This window comes from Lysobacter yananisis (assembly GCF_031199375.1).
Classification (GTDB): Bacteria; Pseudomonadota; Gammaproteobacteria; order Xanthomonadales; family Xanthomonadaceae; genus Lysobacter; species Lysobacter yananisis.
This window is the reverse complement of record NZ_CP133568.1, coordinates 2381604-2401687: the sequence shown is the minus strand read 5'-3', so window position 1 is coordinate 2401687 and position 20084 is coordinate 2381604. Positions and strand designations below refer to the sequence as shown.

24 protein-coding genes are annotated in these 20084 nt (G+C 71.8%); 22 read left to right on the top strand and 2 right to left on the bottom strand.

Annotation, left to right across the window (positions count from 1 at the left end):
• The first annotated feature begins 8 nt into the window (after window positions 1-8).
• Window positions 9-881, top strand: coding sequence for a MurR/RpiR family transcriptional regulator (locus RDV84_RS10115; RefSeq protein WP_057949186.1), 873 nt, complete (start codon window positions 9-11; stop codon window positions 879-881).
• On the top strand, window positions 878-2038 hold the full coding sequence (locus tag RDV84_RS10110) for a 2-dehydro-3-deoxygalactonokinase (protein ID WP_309153321.1): 1161 nt from the start codon (window positions 878-880) through the stop codon (window positions 2036-2038). Before RDV84_RS10115 ends, RDV84_RS10110 begins: the two co-directional genes overlap by 4 nt.
• Before the next feature lie 136 nt (window positions 2039-2174).
• On the opposite strand, the gene RDV84_RS10105 is transcribed toward RDV84_RS10110, so the two are convergent.
• Together RDV84_RS10105 and RDV84_RS10100 are read right to left on the bottom strand one after the other, a co-directional pair.
• Complete coding sequence (locus RDV84_RS10105) at window positions 2175-2738, bottom strand: nuclear transport factor 2 family protein (protein WP_309153320.1); 564 nt, start codon at window positions 2736-2738, stop codon at window positions 2175-2177.
• Window positions 2739-3007: 269 nt separating this feature from the next.
• Window positions 3008-3244 carry a hypothetical protein gene (locus RDV84_RS10100; protein ID WP_309153318.1) on the bottom strand — a complete coding sequence of 79 codons (237 nt, stop codon included), beginning with the start codon at window positions 3242-3244 and terminating at the stop codon, window positions 3008-3010.
• A gap of 700 nt (window positions 3245-3944) precedes the next feature.
• On the opposite strand from RDV84_RS10100, the gene RDV84_RS10095 reads away from it, so the two are divergent.
• Genes RDV84_RS10095 through RDV84_RS10000 form a run of 20 tightly spaced genes read left to right on the top strand, consistent with a single transcriptional unit; the run spans window position 3945 to window position 20082 of the window.
• Entirely contained in the window at window positions 3945-5084 is a 1140-nt protein-coding gene (locus RDV84_RS10095; protein WP_309153317.1) for a tetratricopeptide repeat protein, read from the top strand.
• A 28-nt stretch (window positions 5085-5112) separates the two neighbouring features.
• The gene (locus RDV84_RS10090) at window positions 5113-5379 is read left to right on the top strand and encodes a flagellar biosynthetic protein FliQ (RefSeq protein ID WP_057949191.1); all 267 of its coding nucleotides are present in this window, start codon (window positions 5113-5115) and stop codon (window positions 5377-5379) included.
• 4 nt (window positions 5380-5383) lie between these two features.
• Window positions 5384-6136: a flagellar biosynthetic protein FliR gene (locus tag RDV84_RS10085; RefSeq protein ID WP_309153316.1), complete on the top strand. Its 753-nt coding sequence runs from the start codon at window positions 5384-5386 to the stop codon at window positions 6134-6136.
• Window positions 6133-7197 carry an EscU/YscU/HrcU family type III secretion system export apparatus switch protein gene (locus RDV84_RS10080; RefSeq protein ID WP_309153315.1) on the top strand — a complete coding sequence of 355 codons (1065 nt, stop codon included), beginning with the start codon at window positions 6133-6135 and terminating at the stop codon, window positions 7195-7197. Before RDV84_RS10085 ends, RDV84_RS10080 begins: the two co-directional genes overlap by 4 nt.
• The gene (locus RDV84_RS10075; RefSeq protein WP_309153314.1) at window positions 7194-9314 is read left to right on the top strand and encodes a flagellar biosynthesis protein FlhA; all 2121 of its coding nucleotides are present in this window, start codon (window positions 7194-7196) and stop codon (window positions 9312-9314) included. Before RDV84_RS10080 ends, RDV84_RS10075 begins: the two co-directional genes overlap by 4 nt.
• 8 nt (window positions 9315-9322) lie before the next feature.
• A complete protein-coding gene (locus RDV84_RS10070; RefSeq protein ID WP_309153313.1) occupies window positions 9323-10132 on the top strand; it encodes a flagellar hook-basal body protein in 810 nt (269 codons plus the stop codon).
• Window positions 10133-10135: 3 nt separating this feature from the next.
• The gene (locus RDV84_RS10065) at window positions 10136-10906 is read left to right on the top strand and encodes a flagellar hook-basal body protein (protein ID WP_057949195.1); all 771 of its coding nucleotides are present in this window, start codon (window positions 10136-10138) and stop codon (window positions 10904-10906) included.
• A gap of 2 nt (window positions 10907-10908) precedes the next feature.
• Window positions 10909-11499, top strand: coding sequence for a hypothetical protein (locus RDV84_RS10060; RefSeq protein WP_309153311.1), 591 nt, complete (start codon window positions 10909-10911; stop codon window positions 11497-11499).
• The gene (locus tag RDV84_RS10055; RefSeq protein WP_309153309.1) at window positions 11496-12095 is read left to right on the top strand and encodes a flagellar basal body L-ring protein FlgH; all 600 of its coding nucleotides are present in this window, start codon (window positions 11496-11498) and stop codon (window positions 12093-12095) included. The genes RDV84_RS10060 and RDV84_RS10055 overlap by 4 nt, the downstream gene beginning before the upstream one ends.
• A 5-nt stretch (window positions 12096-12100) precedes the next feature.
• On the top strand, window positions 12101-13258 hold the full coding sequence (gene flgI / locus RDV84_RS10050; RefSeq protein WP_309153307.1) for a flagellar basal body P-ring protein FlgI: 1158 nt from the start codon (window positions 12101-12103) through the stop codon (window positions 13256-13258).
• A gap of 36 nt (window positions 13259-13294) precedes the next feature.
• Window positions 13295-13660 carry a flagellar basal body rod protein FlgB gene (locus tag RDV84_RS10045; RefSeq protein ID WP_309153306.1) on the top strand — a complete coding sequence of 122 codons (366 nt, stop codon included), beginning with the start codon at window positions 13295-13297 and terminating at the stop codon, window positions 13658-13660.
• A gap of 5 nt (window positions 13661-13665) precedes the next feature.
• The gene (locus tag RDV84_RS10040) at window positions 13666-14127 is read left to right on the top strand and encodes a flagellar basal body rod protein FlgC (RefSeq protein WP_309153305.1); all 462 of its coding nucleotides are present in this window, start codon (window positions 13666-13668) and stop codon (window positions 14125-14127) included.
• Entirely contained in the window at window positions 14124-14438 is a 315-nt protein-coding gene (gene fliE, locus RDV84_RS10035) for a flagellar hook-basal body complex protein FliE (RefSeq protein ID WP_198944620.1), read from the top strand. The genes RDV84_RS10040 and fliE overlap by 4 nt, the downstream gene beginning before the upstream one ends.
• A gap of 1 nt (window position 14439) precedes the next feature.
• A complete protein-coding gene (gene fliF / locus RDV84_RS10030; RefSeq protein ID WP_309153304.1) occupies window positions 14440-15897 on the top strand; it encodes a flagellar basal-body MS-ring/collar protein FliF in 1458 nt (485 codons plus the stop codon).
• A complete protein-coding gene (locus tag RDV84_RS10025) occupies window positions 15884-16432 on the top strand; it encodes a hypothetical protein (RefSeq protein ID WP_309153303.1) in 549 nt (182 codons plus the stop codon). Before fliF ends, RDV84_RS10025 begins: the two co-directional genes overlap by 14 nt.
• Complete coding sequence (locus RDV84_RS10020) at window positions 16429-17178, top strand: FliH/SctL family protein (RefSeq protein WP_309153302.1); 750 nt, start codon at window positions 16429-16431, stop codon at window positions 17176-17178. Before RDV84_RS10025 ends, RDV84_RS10020 begins: the two co-directional genes overlap by 4 nt.
• Window position 17179: 1 nt before the next feature.
• The gene (locus RDV84_RS10015) at window positions 17180-18508 is read left to right on the top strand and encodes a FliI/YscN family ATPase (protein ID WP_309153300.1); all 1329 of its coding nucleotides are present in this window, start codon (window positions 17180-17182) and stop codon (window positions 18506-18508) included.
• Window positions 18505-18984 carry a hypothetical protein gene (locus tag RDV84_RS10010; protein WP_078997509.1) on the top strand — a complete coding sequence of 160 codons (480 nt, stop codon included), beginning with the start codon at window positions 18505-18507 and terminating at the stop codon, window positions 18982-18984. The genes RDV84_RS10015 and RDV84_RS10010 overlap by 4 nt, the downstream gene beginning before the upstream one ends.
• Window positions 18981-19676: a hypothetical protein gene (locus RDV84_RS10005; protein WP_309153298.1), complete on the top strand. Its 696-nt coding sequence runs from the start codon at window positions 18981-18983 to the stop codon at window positions 19674-19676. Before RDV84_RS10010 ends, RDV84_RS10005 begins: the two co-directional genes overlap by 4 nt.
• Window positions 19666-20082, top strand: coding sequence for a flagellar hook capping FlgD N-terminal domain-containing protein (locus RDV84_RS10000; RefSeq protein WP_057949207.1), 417 nt, complete (start codon window positions 19666-19668; stop codon window positions 20080-20082). Before RDV84_RS10005 ends, RDV84_RS10000 begins: the two co-directional genes overlap by 11 nt.
• The last annotated feature ends 2 nt before the right edge of the window (window positions 20083-20084 follow it).

Genomic DNA, 20084 nt, shown 5'->3' with positions numbered 1-20084 from the left:
GCAGCCCCGTGTCCGACAACCTGATCCCGGCGATCCGCGGCGCGCTGCACGCGCTGCGCCCGGCCGAACGCAAGGTCGCCGCCGTGGTCCTGGCGGAACTGGATTTCGCCGCCGGCGCCAGCATCCGCGAACTGGCCGCGCGCGCCGGCGTGTCCGAGCCGAGCGTGACCCGCTTCAGCCGCGCGGTCGGTTGCGGCAGCCTGCGCCAGTTCAAGCGCCGGCTCAGCCACAGCCTGGCCGCCGGCGTGCCGTACCAGGCGGTCACCATCGACAAGCGCGATGGCGCGGCGCTGCTGGTGCACAAGGTCTGCGACAGCATCGCCGCGGCGCTCGACGAGATGCGCGAACGCACCGATCCGGCCGCGCTCGACGAGGCCGCGGCGCTGATCGCCGGCGCGCGCCGGGTGTGCTGCATCGGCGTCGGCCCGGGCTGCGCGGCGGTCGCGCAAGAGGCGTGCCTGCGCCTGCAGCGCCTGGACATCGCCGCCAGCGCGCACAGCGACGGCGAATCGCAACGGCTGGCCGCGGGCCTGCTCGGCGCGCAGGACGCGCTGCTGGCGATCTCGCTGTCCGGATGCAGCGCGGAAATCGCCGACTGCGCGCGCATCGCCCGGCGCCAGGGCGCGCGGACGATCGCGCTGACCGCCGCCGGCACGCCGCTGAGCCGCGACGCCGACGTGCCGCTGCTGCTGCCGCCGTCGAGCGCGGCCACGCCGTACTCGCCCGGCGTGGCCCAACTGATGCAGTTGGCGCTGGCCGACATGCTCGCCATCGCCGTGGCGCTGCGCCAGCAGCCGGCGGTGCTGGAGAAAGCGCGCCGCGCCGCGGTCGGACTCGAACGCGCGCCGTCGGCGCCGGCGCCGGGGACGGTGCGCGCATGAATCCGCATCCGTTCGCGCCGGCGACCGCCGCGGCTTCCACCCGCGCCGTCGGGGCCGCGCCGCGCGCCGGCGCGGATCTCGGCAACGCATGCCTCGACCGCGCGCTCGCGCACGGCGTCGATCCGGACGGCGCGCAAGCCGCACCGACGCTGGCCTTGCGCGGGCGCGCCGACGACGCCGCGTTCGCGCCCGGCCTCGGCCGTCGCGCGGCCGCCGCGCGCACGCCGCCGGGCCCGCAAATCGCCCTGATCGGCGTCGACTGGGGACCGACGCGGGTCCGCGCCCACGCCTTCGACAGCCACGGCGGCGTGCTCGCCACCCGCGACAGCGCGCGCGGCATGGCCGCGCTGGCCAACGCCGACGAATTCTCCGCCGCCCTGGACGAACTGCTCGGCGCGGAACTGGACGACGGACGCGCGCCGATCCTGCTGGCCGGCATGGTCGGCGCGCGCCAGGGCTGGCAGGAGGCGCCGTACGCAGCGTTGCCGGCCGATGCCGATGCGATCGCGGCGATGCTGCAGCCGCTGCGGTTCCGCGGCCGCCACGCGGCGATCGTGCCCGGCGTGTGCGGCCCCGCGGTCGCCGGTTTCGGCATCGACGCGGCCGCCGCCGGATTCGCCGACGTGATGCGCGGCGAAGAAACCCAGGCGATGGGCGTACCGCCGGGCACCGCGCGCGCGGTCGCGCCGGGCGCGCACAGCAAATGGCTGCGCCTGCGCGCCGGAGCCGTGGTCGGATTCTCCAGCTACCCGACCGGCGAGCTCTATTCGCTGCTGCTTGAGCAAAGCCTGCTCGGCCGCGGCCTGCCGGCGCAGGCCTGGTCCGGACGCGGCTTCGCGCTCGGCCTGGACACGGCGCGCGCGCAGCCGGACTGGCTGCACCAGCTGTTCGGCGTGCGCGCCCGCCACGTGCGCGACGCCGCGCCGGCCGAGGAACTGCCGGCGTTCCTGTCGGGCTTGCTGATCGGCTACGAATGCCTGGCCGCCCAGGCCGCCGACCCCGGCGAGGGCGAAATCGCCATCGTCGGCGACGCCCGCCCGGCGGCGATCTACGCACAAGCGCTGCGCCGCTACGGCCAGGCGCACTACATCGTCGAAGGCGACACCGCCTTCTGCCGCGGCCTGTGGCGCATCGCCCGCGCGGCCGGTTACGCATGAGCGCGCGCTCGGCGCGCGCGAGGAGTGAGCGCAGAGGAGTGAGGAGTGAGAGAAAAGCCGCTGTTCTCACTCCTGTAAGCGCGCCGGAATCAGGAGCGAGAAGGCCGCTTTTCTCTCACTCCTCACTCCTCTGCGCTCACTCCTGCTCCCCAACCGCCCGATGCGCGTAGCTCAACGCCCGCGTCACCCGCCAGCGCTCGCCGTCGCGGCGCCAGACCATGACGAACTCGCCGCGCCCGTGGCAGGCGCCGCCGTCGGGTTTGCAGAAGCGATGCTCGCCGATTTCCATCACTCCGAATCCGGGAATCGGATACGCGCGCAGGCTGCCGGCGACCAGCTCGCGGCGGAACTTGCCGCAGACGTTGCGGCGCACGCTGTCGACCATCGCCTCGCGGGTCCAAGTGACGCCGCCAAGGTCGTGATAGAACTCGACCTTCTCGTCGAACAGCGCGCCATGGCGCGCGAGTTGGGCCGGATCGGTGCAGCGGTTGAACGAGTCGAACAGCTGCGCATCCAGTCCGGCGACCAGTTCGTCCAGCGCCGCGCCCTGCGGCAGCGCTGCCTCGGCCGGCGCGGAAGCGCCATCGGCGCCGGCCGGCTTGGCGGGCGCTGCCGCCCAAACCGGTTGCGGCGCTGCCGCGGCCGCGGCCGCACACATCAAAGTCGCGGCCAACGCCGCCTTGCCTGCAATACCCAACATCGCCACGCCTCCATCGTTGCGGTCGGCGCAGCCTAGCGCGGCCTGCCGACGCGAACCGCGGGGCGGAGGTCACCCTGTCTTTTGGCGGGTGCGGGTTCGATCGGCCTGCGTGCGCAGCGGCAGCCTGTCATGGCCGGGCAGATTGCAGCCTGAAATCGGCGCATGGCCGCCGGCGAGTTTCGATCAGGCGCGCCGCGGCAGAGCGCGCTGCGACGAGCGCCTCCATGCGAGGCGAATCGTATCGATACGAGAGCGCTCGACCGGTCTTCTCAACCCACCGGCGCGTCGTCGGGCGCGTCGTCGTTGGCCTGCGCCGGCGCGCCGTCCTCGACGATGGCCTTGCGGATCTCCGCCAGCATCGGCAGCAGGTTGTAGAACGAATTCGCCACCGCCTTGCGGCCCAGCGCGGTGTAGCGGTCGCCTTCGCTGAGCGCGAAGAACGTCGCCTCGCGGATGGCCTGGATCGCGCGGTCGGCTTGTGCGGCGGAAACGGATGGGGTGCTCATGGCGGGCCTGCGTCGGCGACGTGCGAGGACGATGCGTCCAGCCTAGCCGAGCGCCGATGCACTGCCTGCGACGGCGGCCCGGATTATGCCGACGCCGACCGCGGCGGCGGATCGGCGTTGGGCTGGCGATCAGTTTCGTTCTCTGCGACGCGACGATGGGAGTCTGCGATTGCGCCGGCCGGCGCGCGAACGTGCGAAGGCCTGCGCAGCGGACAACGATGCGCGGCGAACGAGCGCCTGCATGAGCGCTCACGAACCGGCGGCGCGCGCGGCGATCGGCATCGATGCGCCGCGCACGGCCTCGGCGCATCGGCAAGGCGCTCGCCCCGGATCGCGAGCGCATTGCCTGAAGCGGCTGAAGCGCGGCTTGCAACCGGCCGGCGCCGAGCCGGCTCTGTTGCGCTGGGCCGCCCCGCAGCCGCGGCGACGGTAACGGGGACAGACGGCAGGGCCGAAGCACAGCGCATCCGTTCGTCTGGCGTCACAAAATTTAATGCCAGATAAACGGAATTTCGTCACAAATTTGTTCTCCAATCGTCAAGCCATTGATCCTAAATAGAAAACAATCAGGACAAAGACCGAGTATGAATCACGATTGGGATCACATTTACTCGATCCGAAAAGTTACGATAGCGTCAAAGCGTTGCGCTTTAACTTTTTATTCACATTTGTGAAACCCGGTACAAGGACGCACGGATCAATGAGCGCAGCTCCCGATTTCGCCGCTTTGACGGCGCGGCACCAGCGCCTGCAGCAGTACCTGCAGGCCGACCCGGACAACCTCGGCCTGCTCGCCGACGCCGCCTCCGCCGCCTTCGACGCCCGCCACCTCGACGAATGCGATGCGCTGATCGCGCGCTATGCGCGGCATGCCGCGCCGACGCCGTCGCTGCGCAATCTCGCCGGCCTGTCGGCGATGTCGGCCAGCCGTTTCGACGAAGCCGAAACGCAGTTCGCCAGCCTGCTGACCGAGTTCGACGATCCCCAGCTGCGCTTCAACCACGCCTATGCGGTGGCGATGCAGGCGCGCTATGAAGAGGCACTGCAAGGGCTCGACGACGCGGTGCTGGAACAGGTCGCCGAAGCGATCCGCTTGAAGATGCTGTGCCTGTACCACCTCGGCCGGCTCGATGACGTCGTCGAACTCGGCGAGCGCTACGCGCAGCATCCGCAGGCCGGCGAACAAGTGCGCGGCCTGCTCGCCACCGCGCTGTTCGACGCCGACGAATTCGAGCGCGCCCAGCACTACGCCGCGCTCGCGCCCGACTCGGTCGGCGGCCTCACCGTGCTCGGCCTGCTGGCGCTGCACGAGGACGACACCGCGACCGCGCGGCAACGTTTCGCGCTGGCGCTGGAAGCCGATCCGGCCAGCGGCCGCGCCCAGCTCGGCGAAGGCCTGGCCTGCCTGGCCGAGCACGACTTCGCCGCGGCCGCGCCGCGCCTGGACCGCGCCGCGACCTTGCTGCGCAGCCACGCCGGTTCCTGGCTGTCGGCCGGTTGGGCCTATCTGATGGCCGGCCAGCCGGCGCAGGCGCGCGAGCGTTTCGAACGCAGCCTGCAGACCGATCGCGGCTTCGCCGAAGCCACCGGCGCGCTGGCCGTGGTCGATGCCTTCGAAGGACACGACGAGCAGGCGCGCCACCGCGCCGAAGTCGCCCTGCGCCTGGACCCGAACTGCCTGTCCGCGACCTACGCCCGCAGCCTGTTGCTGGCGCGCGGCGGACGCGAGCAGGAAGGCGCCGCGCTGTACCAGCAGATGCTGCAGCGCCCGCTCGGCGAAGACGGCCCGAGCATCGCCCAGTTGATCGCGCGCCGTGCCTCGCACGGCGCGCGCGACTGAGCGGCCGCGACCGTCCACAGGGGGACCCATGTCGGCCGACCAAGCGCTGCAGCTGATGGAACAGCTGTTCTGGAACAGTTTCCTGATCGCCTCGCCGATCCTGATCGCGACGCTGCTGGTCGGCGTGCTGATCAGCATCGTGCAGGTGGTGACGCAATTGCAGGAGATGAGCCTGAGCTACGTGCCCAAGCTGGGCGTGGCGGTGGTGATCGTGGTCGTGCTCGGCAGTTGGATGCTGGGACGGCTCACCGGTTTCGCCACCGAGCTGTTCAAGAGCATCGCCAACCTGGGCTGACGCGATGAACGCCTATGTCGCCGCGATCGCCTTGCTGACCCTGCGGATCGGACCGGTATTCGTGCTGTCGCCGCCGTTTTCGCTGGTGCGCGTGCCGCAACGGGTGCGGGTGTGCCTGGTGCTGGCGCTGGCCGCGCTGCTGGCGCCGGTGCTGCCGATGGCGCTGCCGGCGAGCGAAGGCGCGTTCGTGCTGTCGGCGCTGTCGGAACTGCTGATCGGCCTGACGTTCGCGGTGGCGCTGCAGATGGCGTTCGCCGCGCTGTCCTTCGCCGGGCGCGTGCTCGACGTGCAGGCCGGCTACGGCCTGGCGCTGGTGATCGACCCCTCCACGCGCGCGCAGTCGCCGCTGTTCGGCACGATCTTCTCGCTGGCCGCGGCGGCGATCTTCTTCGCCAGCAACGGCCACCTGGAACTGGTGCGGGTGCTGGCCGCCAGCGCCCACGCCATGCCGATCGGACTGCCGGTCATGGCCGGCACGCCGCAGGCGCTGATCGGCTACCTGGGATTGCTGATGAGCACCGCGTTCGGCGCGATCGCCGCGGTCACCGTCACCTTGTTCCTGATCGACCTCACCATCGCCCTGCTCTCGCGCGCGCTGCCGCAGATGAACGCGCTGATGCTCGGGCTGCAGGTCAAGACCATCGCCACCCTGGTGATGCTGACGCTCTCCGCCGGCCTGCTGGCGCCGGTGGCGCTGCGGCTGATCCGCCACGCGCTGGACTTCATGGCCGCGCTCGGCCCGGCGGGCGCGCCATGAGCGAGAGCGATCTCAACAAGTCCGAGCAGGCGACGCCGTACAAGCTCGAACAGGCGCGCAAGAAGGGCATGATCGCCAAGAGCCAGGAACTGGGCCTGGTGGCGGCGCTGGCCTGCGCGGCCGGTTATCTGTACGCGCGCGGCGACCTGCTGTTCGCCCGGCTCGGCGCGCTCAACGCGCGCGCGCTGGCCGAGGCCGCCGCGCTCGACGGCGGCGGCCGCGCGCTGCTGCACTGGCTGCAGCGGCTGATGCTGGAAACCGTCGCCGCGATCGCGCCGCTGATCGGCGTGGTCGCGCTCGGCGCGCTGGTCGCCAGCCTGGCCCAGACCGGGCTGCTGTTCGCGCCCGCGGCGATCAAGCCCGACATGTCCAAGCTCAACCCGATGCAGGGCTTCAAGCGGGTGTTCTCGCTGCAGACCCTGATCGAGGCGGCCAAGGCCTGCTTCAAGATGCTGGTCTACAGCGGCCTGTGCCTGCTGCTGATCTGGCAGCTCGCCCGCACCCTGGCCGACGCCGACCGCAACGCCGCCGGCATCGCCGTGTCGCTGTCCTCGCTCGGCCTGAAGCTGCTGCTGTGGTTCCTGTTCGCCGCGGCGGTGTTCGCCGCGATCGACCAGATCCTGGTGCGGCGCATGTTCGCCCGGCGCATGCGCATGAGCAAGCACGAGATCAAGCAGGAACACAAGCAGCGCGAAGGCGATCCGCGCATCAAGCAGCGGCGCAAGCAGCTCGCGCGCGAGCTGCTGCAGCGCGCGCAGAGCATGCGCAACGTGCGCGGCGCCGACGTGCTGGTCACCAACCCCACCCATTACGCCATCGCGCTGAAGTACGAGCCGACCAAGATGCTTGCCCCCACCATCGTCGCCAAGGGTTCCGGCGAGTTCGCCCTGCGCCTGCGCAAGCTGGCCTTCGTCTACGGCGTGCCGGTGATCGAATCGCGCGCGCTGGCGCGGCAGCTGTTCCACAAGATCCCGCTGGAGCGCGAGGTGCCCGACGCGCTGTACCGCGACGTGGCCCAGCTGTACCTGCGCCTGCGCCGCGGCGCGGAGGCGTGCGCATGACCGCGCTCGCTTCCAAGACCTGGCTCGGCAGGCTCGGCCGCCACGCCGACCTTGCGCTGGTCGGCGCGGTGCTCGGGATCCTGCTGATCCTGTTCATCCCGATCCCGCCGGCGCTGCTGGACCTGCTGATCCTGGTCAACTTCGCGTTCGCCCTGTCGATCCTGCTGATGACGTTCTACGTCGCCCGGCCGGTCGATTTCTCCACCTTCCCGTCGCTGCTGCTGATCGCCACGCTGTTCCGATTGGCGCTGAACATCGCCGCGACCCGCCTGATCATGTCCGGCGCCGACGCCGGCAACGTGATCCATTCGATCGGCGACTTCGTGGTGCGCGGCAACTACGTCATCGGTTTGATCGTCTTCTTCATCCTGATCGTGGTCCAGTACGTGGTCGTCACCGCCGGCGCCCAGCGCGTGTCGGAAGTGGCCGCGCGCTTCGTGCTCGACGCCATGCCCGGCCAGCAGATGAGCATCGACGCCGACCTCAACATGGGCCTGATCGACCAGGACGAGGCCAAGCGGCGGCGCAAGGAACTGGAAAAGGAAGCCGGCTTCTACGGTTCGATGGACGGCGCCAGCAAGTTCGTCAAGGGCGACGCCATCGCCGGCATCGTGATCCTGCTGATCAACATCTTCGGCGGCTGGGCGGTCGGCGTGGCGCAGATGGGCATGCAGTGGCACGACGCGCTGCGCACCTTCACCTTGCTGACCATCGGCGACGGCATCGTCACCCAGGTGCCGGCGCTGGTGATCTCGGTCGCCACCGGCATCATCGTCACCCGCTCGTCGTCCGACAACGAGCTCAGCGCCGAAGTGGTGCGGCAGATGGTGCGCTTCCCCAAGATCCAGCTGATGGTGGTGCTGGCGCTGATGGGGCTGCTGTTGCTGCCGGGCATGCCGAAGTGGCCGCTGCCGATCCTGGCGGTGGTGGCGCTGGCGATCTGGCTGCTGGTGCGCAAGATCCAGCGCGCGGCCAGGAGCGAGCCGGCCGCCGAGACCGAGGACGCGCCGGCCGATGCCGCCGCGGCCGGCGCGGTGGCGCCGATCGAAATCGCCTTCGGCCCGGCCCTGGCCGCGGCCTGGCTGCCGATGCGCAGCGTGCTGACCGACCGCATCGCCTCGTTCCGCAAGCACTATTCCAAGGACATGGGCGTGAGCGTGCCGGCGGTGACCTTCCGCGAGGAAGCGATGCCCGGCGCCGACGACTACCGCATCTATCTGTTCGGCGACCGCTACGCCGACGCCACCGTGCACGCCGACAAGACCCTGGCAATCCACGCCTCGGACAAGGCCGGCAAGCTCGCCGGCATCGCCACCAAGGATCCGGCGTTCGGCCTGCCGGCGGTGTGGATCGACAACGAACAGGCCGCGCAGGCGCGCCAGCTCGGCTACACCCCGATCGATCCGTTGACAGTGCTGACCACCCACGCGATCGAGGTGATCAAGGCCAACATCGCCGGCCTGCTGACGCGCGCGGAGACCATGGCCATGCTCGAAGGCGTGCGCGCGCGCCAGCCCGGGCTGGTCGAGGAACTGGTGCCGAACGTGCTCGCGGTCAGCGACGTGCAGCACGTGCTGCAAGGGCTGCTGGAAGAGAACGTGTCGATCCGCAACATCGACCTGATCGTCGAGGTGCTGGCCGACAACGGCCGCCACGAGAAAGACCCGGCGCGGCTGGTCGAAGCGATCCGCCGGCGCCTGGGCCACGGCATCTGCCGCGCGCTGCAGGGCGAGCGCGAGACGCTGTCGGTGCTGACCCTCGATCCGGCGGTGGAGAACCGCATGCTGCAGAGCCTGGCCCAGGCCGGCGACGCCAGCCACGGCTTCGTGCTCGATCCGCGCCTGGCCGAGAGCTTCCTGGCGCGGCTGCTCAAGCTCAACGAAGCGATGATGCGCAAGAACCTGTCGCCGGCGCTGCTGTGCCGGCCGGAGATCCGCCGCGCGCTGCGCCAGTTCAGCCGCCGCGTCGCGCCGCGCCTGGCGGTGCTGTCGATGAGCGAGATCCCGCATTCGATCAGCCTGACCTCGTTCGGCACCGTCGGCGCCGATCTGCCGCCGGCGCCGGCCGACGCGACCGCGTCCGCCGCGCCCGTCTCCTTCAAACCCGTCGCCGCCTGAGGATCGCCATGGACAACCTGATGCTGACGGCCACCCAGATGATCGCGCGCGAATCCCAGCGCGTGGAGGTCTCGGCCAACAATATCGCCAACGTCGCCACGCCCGGCTTCAAGCGCGAACTCGCCTTCCACAGCGTGCTCGGCGCGCAAGCGGCGCAGCAGCTGCAGCAGCAGGCGCTGGACGCCGCCGCCGGGATCGCGCCGGACGCGGAGCTGCGCGAAGGCGCGGCGCAGGCGCCCGCCGCGAGCCGCGCGGTGCGCCGCGCCACCGACTTCGCCGCCGGCAAGCTGCAGCACACCGGCAACCCTTACGACCTCAGCGTGACCGGCCCGGGTTTCCTGCAGCTGGCGACCGAACGCGGCTTCGTCTACGCGCGCACCGCCGCGCTGCACCGCGACGGCGAAGGCCGCCTGGTCACCGCGCAGGGCTGGCGTCTGCAGGCCGCCGGCGGCGGCGATGTGACCGTATCCGGCGAAGACTGGAAGCTCGAGCGCGACGGCACCGTGGTCGACGCCGGCAACCCGGCCAGCGCGGTGCGCCTGGTCGAGTTCGACCAACTCGAACGCCTCGCCCGCGCCGGCGGCAACGCCTTCGCCGCGCCGAGCGACGCGCGCATGAGCGAGCGCCTGCCCGGCGCGCAGGGCGGCGCGCTCGCCAGCGCGGTGCAGCAGGGATACCTGGAAGCGGCCAACGTCTCGGTCGGCGACGACATGGTCCAGATCATGGAAGCGATGCGCCGCATCGAATCCGCACAGAAGCTCGTCCATGCCTACGACGACATGGTCGGCAGCGCACTGCAACGCCTCGGAGGCATGTAAGCGATGAACGGAATTTTCTATATCGGCGCGACCGGACTGGACGCGCAGGGCAAGGCGGTGGAGACGGTCGCCAACAACGTCGCCAACATCAACACCGCCGCCTACAAGCGCGGCACGGTCTCGTTCTCCGAACTGCTGAGCGCCGACGCCGCCAACGGCGCGGCCGGTGCCGACGAGGTCAAGCGCGCCGCCGCCGGGGTGATGGCCAACCCAACCCTGCACGTGTTCGCCCAGGGCGACCTGCGCCCGACCGGCAACGACATGGACATCGCCGTGCAGGGCGAGGGCTTCCTGGAACTGGCCGGCGGCGACGGCCGCACCACGCTGTGGCGCGGCGGCACCCTGCGCATCGGCGCCGACGGCTTCCTCGCCGCCGCCAACGGGCTGCCGCTGGCGTCGATGATCGCGGTGCCGGCCGACGCCGAGGCGATCCACATCGCCAAGAACGGCATGGTCACCGCGACCCTGCGCAACGAGCGCACGCCGGTGGAGATCGGCCAGATCGAGCTGGCGGTGCCGGCCGACCTGCAACGCATGGAATCGCTCGGCGATGGCCTGTACGCGTTGCCCGACGACGCGCTGTCGGTGACCCGCTCGGTGCCGGGCGAGGACAAGGCCGGCCTGGTCGCGCAGGGCTTCAGCGAAGCCTCCAACATCAAGCTCGCCGACGAAATGGTGAGCCTGATGATCTATCAGCGCGCCTACGCCTCCAGCGCGCGGCTGGTGCAGATCGGCGACGAGCTGATGGGCATCGCCAACGGGCTCAAGCGCTGAACATGGCCGCCGTCGCGCTCCCGCCGTCGTCGCCGCGCCTGCGCGCCGCGCTGCTGTGCGTCCTCGCCGCCGCGCCGGCCGCGGCGACCGCGGGCGTGCGCCTGGATCGGGCCGCGGACGCGGTCGACGTCGCCGCGGCGGACGTCGCCGCGCCCGCGCCCGCCGGCGAGCGCGCCTGCATGCGCGTGTTGCGCGCGGTCGCGCGCGGCCAGGCCTTCGTCGCCGCGGACCTGCGCAGCGCGCGCTGCGGACGCGAGGACACCGTGCTGCGCGCGCACTACGACCGCGACGCCGGACTGGTGCGCGCGCCGGCCGATCTCGCCGCCGGCGCGGCGATCGCGCCGGTCGCGCCGACCCTGCTCGCCGATCTGCGCCAGGGCGACAAGGTCGCGCTCATCTACCGCGACGGCGCCATCGCAATATCGCGCGGCGGCGTCGCCGCGCGCGACAGCAAGCCCGGCGCGCCGGTGCGCGTCGCCCTCGCCGACGGCGCGGTGGTGACCGCGCCGTCTTCCGCCGCCGATCCCGTCTTCGTTCCCGCACTTCCGTCGCTTCCGCTTCCGCCTTCGTCCCGCCCCGGGGAAACGCCATGAACCGCCGCAACCGCACGCCGCTGGCCGGCGCGCTGCTCGTCCTGTCGATCGCCGCGCCCTTCGCGGGAATCGCCGCGGCCGCCGATCTGTACCGCGAGGAAAGCTTCCAGCCGCCAACCTCCGACCGCCGCGCCCAGCGCGTCGGCGACCTGGTCACGATCCTGGTCTACGAGAATTCCAGCGCGCGCAACACCGCCGACACCACCACCAAGACCGATGTCGGCATCGGCGGCAACATCAAGACCCTGGGCGACACCAGCTCGGACTTCAGCGTCGGCCTGGGCGACCGCTACGGCGGCCGCGGCCAGATCCAGCGCTCGGGCAACCTGCTCGCGCAGATCAGCGCCACCGTCACCGGCACCTATCCCAACGGCGACCTGGCCATCTCCGGCGAGCAGCGCATCAACATCAACGGCGAGAAGACCCAGATCCGCCTGACCGGCAAGGTCCGCCCCAACGACATCGGCCAGAACAACACCGTGCTGTCCAGCCGCATCGCCGATGCGCGCATCGACTACACCGGCGACGGCTACGTCAGCGACCGCACCAAGCCCGGTCTGATCCCGCGCATCCTCGGCTGGCTGGGGCTGTGGTGAACCTCATGAACGCGAATTTCGCCGTGTACAAGCACACTCTCGTCGCGTTCGGCCTCGCCGTCGCGCTGGCCGTCGCCGCGCCCGCCGCGCGCGCGGCCGAAGACGCCGCCACCGGTTCGGTGCGGCTGAAGGACCTCGGCCGCTTCCTCGGCCGCCGCGACAACATGCTGGTCGGCTACGGCATCGTCACCGGCCTGGCCGGCTCGGGCGACGCGCCGCGCAACCAGGCCACCCGTCAGGCCATGCAAAACCTGCTGTCGCAGTTCGACCTGACCGTGCCGCTCGATCAGATCCAGAGCCGCAACGTGGCGATGGTGATGATCACCGCGACCCTGCCGGCCACGTCCAACATCGGCGACAAGATCGACGTCAACGTCACCTCGACCGGCGACGCGCGCAGCATCGCCGGCGGCACCTTGATCATGAGCGCGCTGCGCGGTCCGGACAAACGCACCTACGCGCTGGCGCAGGGCCCGGTCACCGTCGGCGGCTACCGCTTCGACGGCAACGGCAACCTGCGGCAGAAGAACCACCCCACGGTCGGCGTGGTCTCCGAGGGCGCGACGGTCGAAGTGCCGGTGCGCGCGCAGATCGCCGCGCAGGACGGGCGCGTGGACTACGTGCTCAAGAACAGCGACGCGGTCACCTCCGAGCGCATCGCCGCGCGCATCAACCAGGCCTTCGGCGCCGGCGCGGCGGTGTCGCTGGATCCGGAAACCGTGCGCATCCGCGCGCCGCAGGATCCGGGCCGGCTCAATGCTTTCGTCGCCTCGATCGAGGCGATGGCGGTGGTGCCCGACGTGGCCTCGCGGGTCGTCATCAACGAACGCACCGGCACCGTCGCCGCCGGCGGCGACACCCGCATCTCGCCGGTGACGATCTCGCACGGCGACCTGCGCGTGTCGATCGACACCGAATACACCGCCTCGCAACCCAACTTCATCGGCGTCGCCGACGACTCGGTGCGCAGCCTGATCGTCGGCAACAGCCGCCTGGACGTGGACGAGAGCGGCCAGCGCGTCGCCCAGACCTACAAGCAGACCACGGTGGCCGAACTCGTCGCCAGCCTCGCCCGCGCGCGGGTCGGCACCCGCGACGTGATCGCCATCCTCCAGGCGATCAAGGCCGCCGGCGCGCTGCACGCCGACCTGGTCGTCCAGTAACCGCACGCACCGCACAGAACCCACAGGGGAACCACCATGACATCGCCGGTACTCGAAGCGATCGTAAGCAAGGCCCTGGACGGCCTGCACCTGCGCGAGGTCGCCACCTCGCACAACGTCGCCAACGCCTCCTCGCCCGGCTTCGTGCCGGTGCGGGTGAGTTTCGAAGGGCAGTTGCAGGAGCTGGCCCAGGCCACCGCCGCGATGGCGCCGCCGCAGCGCGCCGCCGAGCTCTCGGCGTTGCAGCCGCGGGTCGCCGCGTCGGCCGACCCGGCCGAACGCAGCGTCAAGATCGACCAGGAGATCGCCATCGCCTCGGAGACCTCGGCGCGCTACGCGATGCTGATCGGCATGCTCAACCGCAGCCTGCAGATGCAGCAGCTGGCGATCCGCGGGAGCTGACGGCCATGAGCGATACGCTTTTCGCCATCGCCCGCTCCGGCATGGACGTCGAACGCCTGCGCATGGAGGTGATCGCGCAGAACCTGGCCAACGCCAGTTCGGCGCGCGGCGCCGGCGTCGAGGGCTACCAGCCGGTGCGGCTGGTGTCCGGCCCGAACACGGCGTCGGGCTTCGAGCAGGCGCTCGGCGACGCCGCGCGCGGCTACACCGTGCACGCGCCCGGCGCGCTCGCCGGCGCGCGCAGCTACGGCGTGCAAGCCACCGCCGCGCCGCCGCGGACCGTGCACGAACCGGCCAATCCGCTGGCCGACGCCGACGGCAACGTCGCCTACCCCGGCGTCGACCACGCCGGCGAGATGGCGCTGATGGTGCAGACCCAGCGCGTCTACGAGGCCAACGTGGTCATGTACAACTCCGCGCGCAGCATGTTCATGCGCGCGATGGACATCGGAGGCAACAGCCCGTGAGCATCGACGCCATCGCCGCGCTGAGCGCGGCCCAAGCGGCCGCGGCCGCACCGCAAGCCGCCGCGCCGGCCGCCGCGCCGCACGCCGCCGGCCAGGACTTCGGTTCGATGTTGTTGGCCAACGTCATGCACGCCGACGCCTCGGTGCAGGCCGCCGAAAGCGCCGTGCAGGCCTTCGCCCTCGACGGCCAGGCGCCGCCGCACCAGGTCATGCTCGCGCTGGAAGAGGCGCGCATGTCGCTGCATTTCGCCCTGCAGGTGCGCAATCGCCTGGTCGAGGGCTACCAAGAACTGATGCGCATGCAGCTCTGACATGGATACCGCCACGCACACCCCAAACGCCGGCGGCTGGCTGGCGCGCCTGCAGGCCGACCCGCGCCGACGCCAGATCGCGGTGGCCGTCGCGCTGTCGCTGCTGATCTTCGCGCTGCTGCTCGGCGGCTACCTGATGCTGCGCCCGAACTACATCGTGCTGTTCCGCGGGCTCAAGCCGCTGGATGCGGCGGCGGTGGTCAAGGAGCTGGAGAAGGAGAAGATCCCTTACCGCTACGACGAAGCCGCGAATGCCATCCTGGTGCCGGAAGGCGAGTCCAAGGCCGCGCGGATCAAGCTCGGCAGCGCCGACCTGCGCCTGCAGGACGTGGTCGGCCTGGAGCTGTTCAAGGACTCCGACCTGGGCCTGACCGAGTTCGCGCAGAAGGTGAACTACCAGCGCGCGCTGCAGGGCGAGGTCGCGCGCACGCTGATGTCGCTGGAGGAAGTGGACATGGCGCGGGTGCACCTGACCCTGCCGGAGTCGTCGATCTTCCGCCGCGACCAGGTCAAGCCGAAGGCGTCGGTGACGATCTTCCCCAAGAGCAGCGCGCCGCTCGGCGAGGACAGCATCCGCGGCATCCAGAAGCTGGTCGCCGCCTCGGTGCCGGGGATGGCGCCGGGCGACGTGATCGTGCTCGACCAGCGCGGCGCGGCCGCGACCGCCGACGAGATCGGCGACGTCTCCGATCCCAAGTTCGCGCTCAAGCAGGCGATCGAGCGCAGCTACGAGAAGAAGATTTCCGAGCAGCTGGCGCGGGTGCTGCGCGAGACCGGCGCCACCGTCAGCGTCAACGCCGAGATCAATTTCGACCAGGTCCAGACCACGCGCGAGACCGGCATCGCGCCGCCGGCCGAAGCGGCGCCGCGCGCGCTGCCGCCGCTGCCTGTGGTGGCCGGCGCCTCCGCCGCGCCCGGCGCCGCCGATCCGCTGCCGCCGCTGCCCGCGTCGTCGTCGGCGGCGGCGCCGGCCGCGCCGGTGCGCACCAACCGCGTGCTCGAACAGATCGTCAGCGCGCCGGGCACGGTGCGCCGGCTCAGCGTGGCGATCGTGCTCGAGCGCGAGCAACCGGCCGAGGTGGTGGAGAAGGTGCAGGCGGTGGTCGCGGCCTCGGCCGGCATCGATGGCAAGCGCGGCGACGTGGTGTCGATCGTGGTCCGCGATCCGGCCCTGCCGGTGGCCGCCGCGGCGACGCCGGTTGCGGCGCTGCCCGCGCTGGCGGCGCCGCGCGCGCAGCCGGTTTCGGCCGCCACCGCGAACGCCACGGCGTTTGCCGCCAAGGACGCGGCCCTGCTCGGCGCCGCCGGCGTGTTGCTGCTGGTCGGCGGCGTCGCCTGGCGCGCGCTGCGCCGGCGCGAGCCCGCCGCGCGCCGGCTCAGCGAGCACGAGCGCGAGGAATTCGCCGCGCGCCTGAAGCGGCTGCTGCAGGAACAGGGAGACGCGCATGTCCGGCCTTGAAACGATCCGCCCTGACGGCGCGCGCGGCAAGTCCGAACGCGAGCTGCGCCGCACCGTCGGCCGTCTGAGCCAATGCTCGATCGAGGACATCGAGGCGATCTGGTCGCAGCTCGATCCGCGCGAACAGGCGCAACTGCGGCCGTTGCTGGCCGAAGCCAGCGGCTCGTTGCCGGAGTCGGCGCTGGGCGCGCTGCCGGCCGTGTCGCAGGCCGCGGCCGAGGCCGCGCCCGCGTCGCTTCCGCCCGCGTTCGGACACTATCTCGCGCAGTTGCCCGAAACCGTCGCCGCCAGCGTGCTGGCGAGCCTCGACGCGTCCGCGCGCGAGGCCGCTTTGCAGGCGCTGCCGGACCCGGCACGGCGCGAAAGCCTGCGCGCCGCGGCCGCGCCGCTGCGGCTGCGCCCGGCCGCGCGCCGGGCCCTGCATGACGCGGCGCTGGCGGCCGCGCGCGAAGTTGCGCCCGCACCGATCCAGGCGCCGGCGGAAACCGCGCCGCGCGGCCTGTCGCGGCTGTGGCGGCGGAGCGCGCGCGCATGAGCGGCCCGCCTGTGAACGGCCCGCCTTTGAACGGCCCGCCTGTAAACGGCGTGATCAAGGCCGGCACCGTCGCGGTCAGCGGCGAACGCCGTTCGACCGTGCGCTATCCCACGCCTGCGTCGGCGGCCGTCGCCGCGCCCGATGCGCAGGCGCTGCGCATCGCCGAACTCGAACACGCGTTGACCGCCGCGCAGGCGCAACTGGCGAGCCAGGCCAAGGCCGCCGAAAGCCGCGAGAAGCAAGCCTTCGAACGCGGCCGCGTGCAGGGCGCCGAAGCCGGCCAGGCGGCCGCGCAGCAGCGCTACGACGAACGCGTGCAGGCGCTGACCGAGGCGGTGACCGGCGCGCAGCAGCGCTTCGAGACGCAATTGGCCGACGTCGCCCGCGACTGGTCGCTGCAACTGGCACAGGCGGCGTTGGCGCGGATCGTCGGCGACGGCTCGCTCCACGCCGAACTGGTCGCGCGCACCCTCGCCCATCACCTGTCCGCGTTGAGCCACGACAGCGTGCTCGCGGTGGAAGTCTCCGCCCAGGACTTCCCCGACGCCGACTTCCCCGACCAGCCGGCGCTGCGCGCCGCGCTGTCGCGCCACGGCGCGCTGCCGCCGTGCCGGATCGACGCCGATCCCGCCCGCGCGGCCGGCAGCTGCGTGGTCCGGCTGAAGCTCGGCCGCCTCGACCTCGGCCTGGCATCGCAACGCGAGCGCCTGGACGCGGCGTTCGCGCAACTGCGCGAGGGCGACTGACATGGCCTTGCGCGCGCTGCTCGATGCGATCGGCCGGGTCGATACCGCGACCCGGCTCGGCACCGTGACCCGGATCATGCCGACCTTCATCGAGGCCGACGGCCCCGGCCTGCCGCTGGGCTCGCTGTGCCGGGTACGCGCGGGCGGCGGCCAGGAATTGCTGGCCGAAGTGGCCAAAGTCGAGACCGGCCGCATCACCCTGGCGCCGTATGGCGCGGTATCCGGCGCGCACGTCGGCGACAGCGTCGAAGCGCTGCGCGTCGGCGCGACCTTGCCGGTCGGCCCCGGCTATCTGGGCCGCATCGTCGATCCGATGGGCGCGCCGCTCGACGGCGGCGGCGCCATCGGCGACTGCGAACGCGACTGGCCGCTCGCCGGCGCGGCGACCTCGGCGCTGGACCGGCTGTCGCCGCGCGCGCCATTGCACAGCGGGCTGCGCGCGATCGACGCGCTGCTGACCCTCGGCGTCGGCCAGCGCGCCGGCATCTTCGCCGGCAGCGGCGTCGGCAAGACCACGCTGCTGGCCGACCTCGCCGGCCAAGTGCAGGCCGACGTATGCGTGCTGTGCCTGGTCGGCGAGCGCGGCCGCGAGGCCGACGATTTCTGGCGCCATTCGCTCGACGACGCGGCGCGCCGGCGTTCGGTGATGGTGGTCGCCAGCTCCGACCAGCCGGCGATCCTGCGCGCGCGCAGCGTGCTCGCGGCGCTGTCGCTGGCCGAGTATTTCCGCGCCCAGGGCAAGCACGTGTTGCTGTTGCTGGATTCGATCACCCGTTACGCGCTGGCCTTGCGCGAGATCGGCCTGGCCGCGGGCGAGCCGCCGACCATCCGCGCCTACACCCCGAGCGTGTTCTCGGCCCTGCCCAAGGTGATCGAACGCTGCGGCGCGCTGCGCCAGGGCGGCGCGATCACCGCGCTGATGACGGTGCTGGCCGAGAGCGACGACATCGACGATCCGATGACCGAGACCCTGCGCGCCCTGCTCGACGGCCACATCGTGCTGACCCGCGCGCTGGCCGAACAAGGCCACTATCCGGCCATCGACGTGCCGCGCAGCATCAGCCGCGTGTTCGGCCAGGTGACCTCGTCCGAGCATCGCGCCGCGGCCAAGGCCGCGATCGCCCAGCTGTCGCTGTACGAAAGCTCGCGCACCCTGGTCGAATCCGGCCTGTACGCGGCCGGCACGAATCCCGAACTCGACCGCGCCTTGCGCACGCGCCCGGCGCTGCTCGATTTCCTGCGCCAGGACAGCGGCCAGGCCGACGACGCCGCGGCCAGCGTCGAGCGCCTGCGCGCATTGCTCGCCGCCGGCGAAGGAAGCGCGCGATGAATCGCGACCGCCTGCGCCAGTTCGAGTCCATCGCCCAACTGCAGCGCGTGCGCCTGGATCGGGCGCAGCTGCACGCGGCTGGGCTGCGCCGTGAACTGCAGCGCGCGCAACAGGCCTGCCAGGCCAGTCTGACCGAACGCGACGGCCTCCAGGCCCAATGGCGGGCCGCGTTGGACCGCGGCGCCGGATTGGATCTGGCCGCGATCGCCGGCTGGCGCTCGCTCGCCGGCGAGGCCCAACGCCGCTGCGACGAAAACGAAGTCGCGCAGCGGCAGGCCGGCGACGCCGTCGACGCGTTCGCGCGCGAACTGCTGCGCCTGCGCACCCAATCCGAACGCAGCGACGCGGACGTCGCGCGCGAACGCGCCGCGCTGACGCGCAAGCGCGAGGAAAAACTCGGCGATGCCGCGCTGGAGCGGCACAACGCCTTGCTGCACGAAGCGACATCGACACACGCCCAGGGAGCCGCGCCATGAAGATCTCCGCACCGGCTTCGCCGCCGCTGCCCGCGCCCGCCAACGGCGCGGCGCCGCGCGGCCAGGAGCGCGGGCCGTTCCAACAACTGGTGCAACGGCTGGAGCAGGACATGTGGTCCGGCGCCGCCGCCGGCGGCGCGCCGGGCTCGGCGCCCACGCCGCATGCCGGTGCGCGCGCGCCGCTCGCCGCAGCCGCGCCGGCGGTGGTGCGTCCGCTCGCCTACCTGCGCGATCCCGACCTGCCCGCGGGCGGCGCCGAACCGACGCCGCAGTACGGCTTGCGCGACATCGTCGAAGCCAGCACCGCGGCGCCGGCCGTCGCGATGCCGGCGGCCGCGCGCGGCAACGGCGACGCCGCCGCGTTCGCGGCCTTCGTCGCGACGCCGCCGGCGCGCGTGGGCATCGGCGCGGCGACCGGATCGGACAACGCCGTCGCCGACGCCACGCGTGTCTTCCACGCGAACCCCGCGCCGCAACGCGAAGAATCCGCCGGCGACCGCCTCAGCCTGCTCGCCGCGCCCGGCGGCTTCGGCCTGGCGCTGCGCCTGCGCGAGGACCGCCCGCTGGACGCGGACCTGCTCAGGCGCGCGCTGGCGCGCGTGCTGCACGAACACGGCGCGCGCCTGATGCGCCTGACCATCGACGGAACCGACGCAAGCCTTTTCCAAGGGGAAACACCACATGGCGATTAGTCCCATCAGCGGCGGCGGCGGCAGCGCCGGCACCTCGCAGCGCATCGATTCGCTGGGCCTGGACATGCAGTCGCTGCTGCAGATCATCCTGACCCAGCTGACCTACCAGGACCCGCTCAAGCCGGTCGACAACTTCGAGTTCGTCTCGCAGCTGGCCCAGTTCACCTCGCTGGAGCAGAGCCGCCAGCTGACCGACAAGATGGACCAGCTGCTGGGCGTGCAATCGGCGACCCAGACCCTGGGCCTGCTCGGACGCAGCGTCGACGTGCAGCAGGGCGAGGCGCTGGTGTCGGGCGTGGTCAAGAACGTCTCGTTCAAGAACGGCGCGCCGGAACTGACCATCACCACCGCCGGCGGCGAGTTCCTCGCCAACGCCTCCCTGTCCCAAATCGTGCAAGTGCGCTGAAG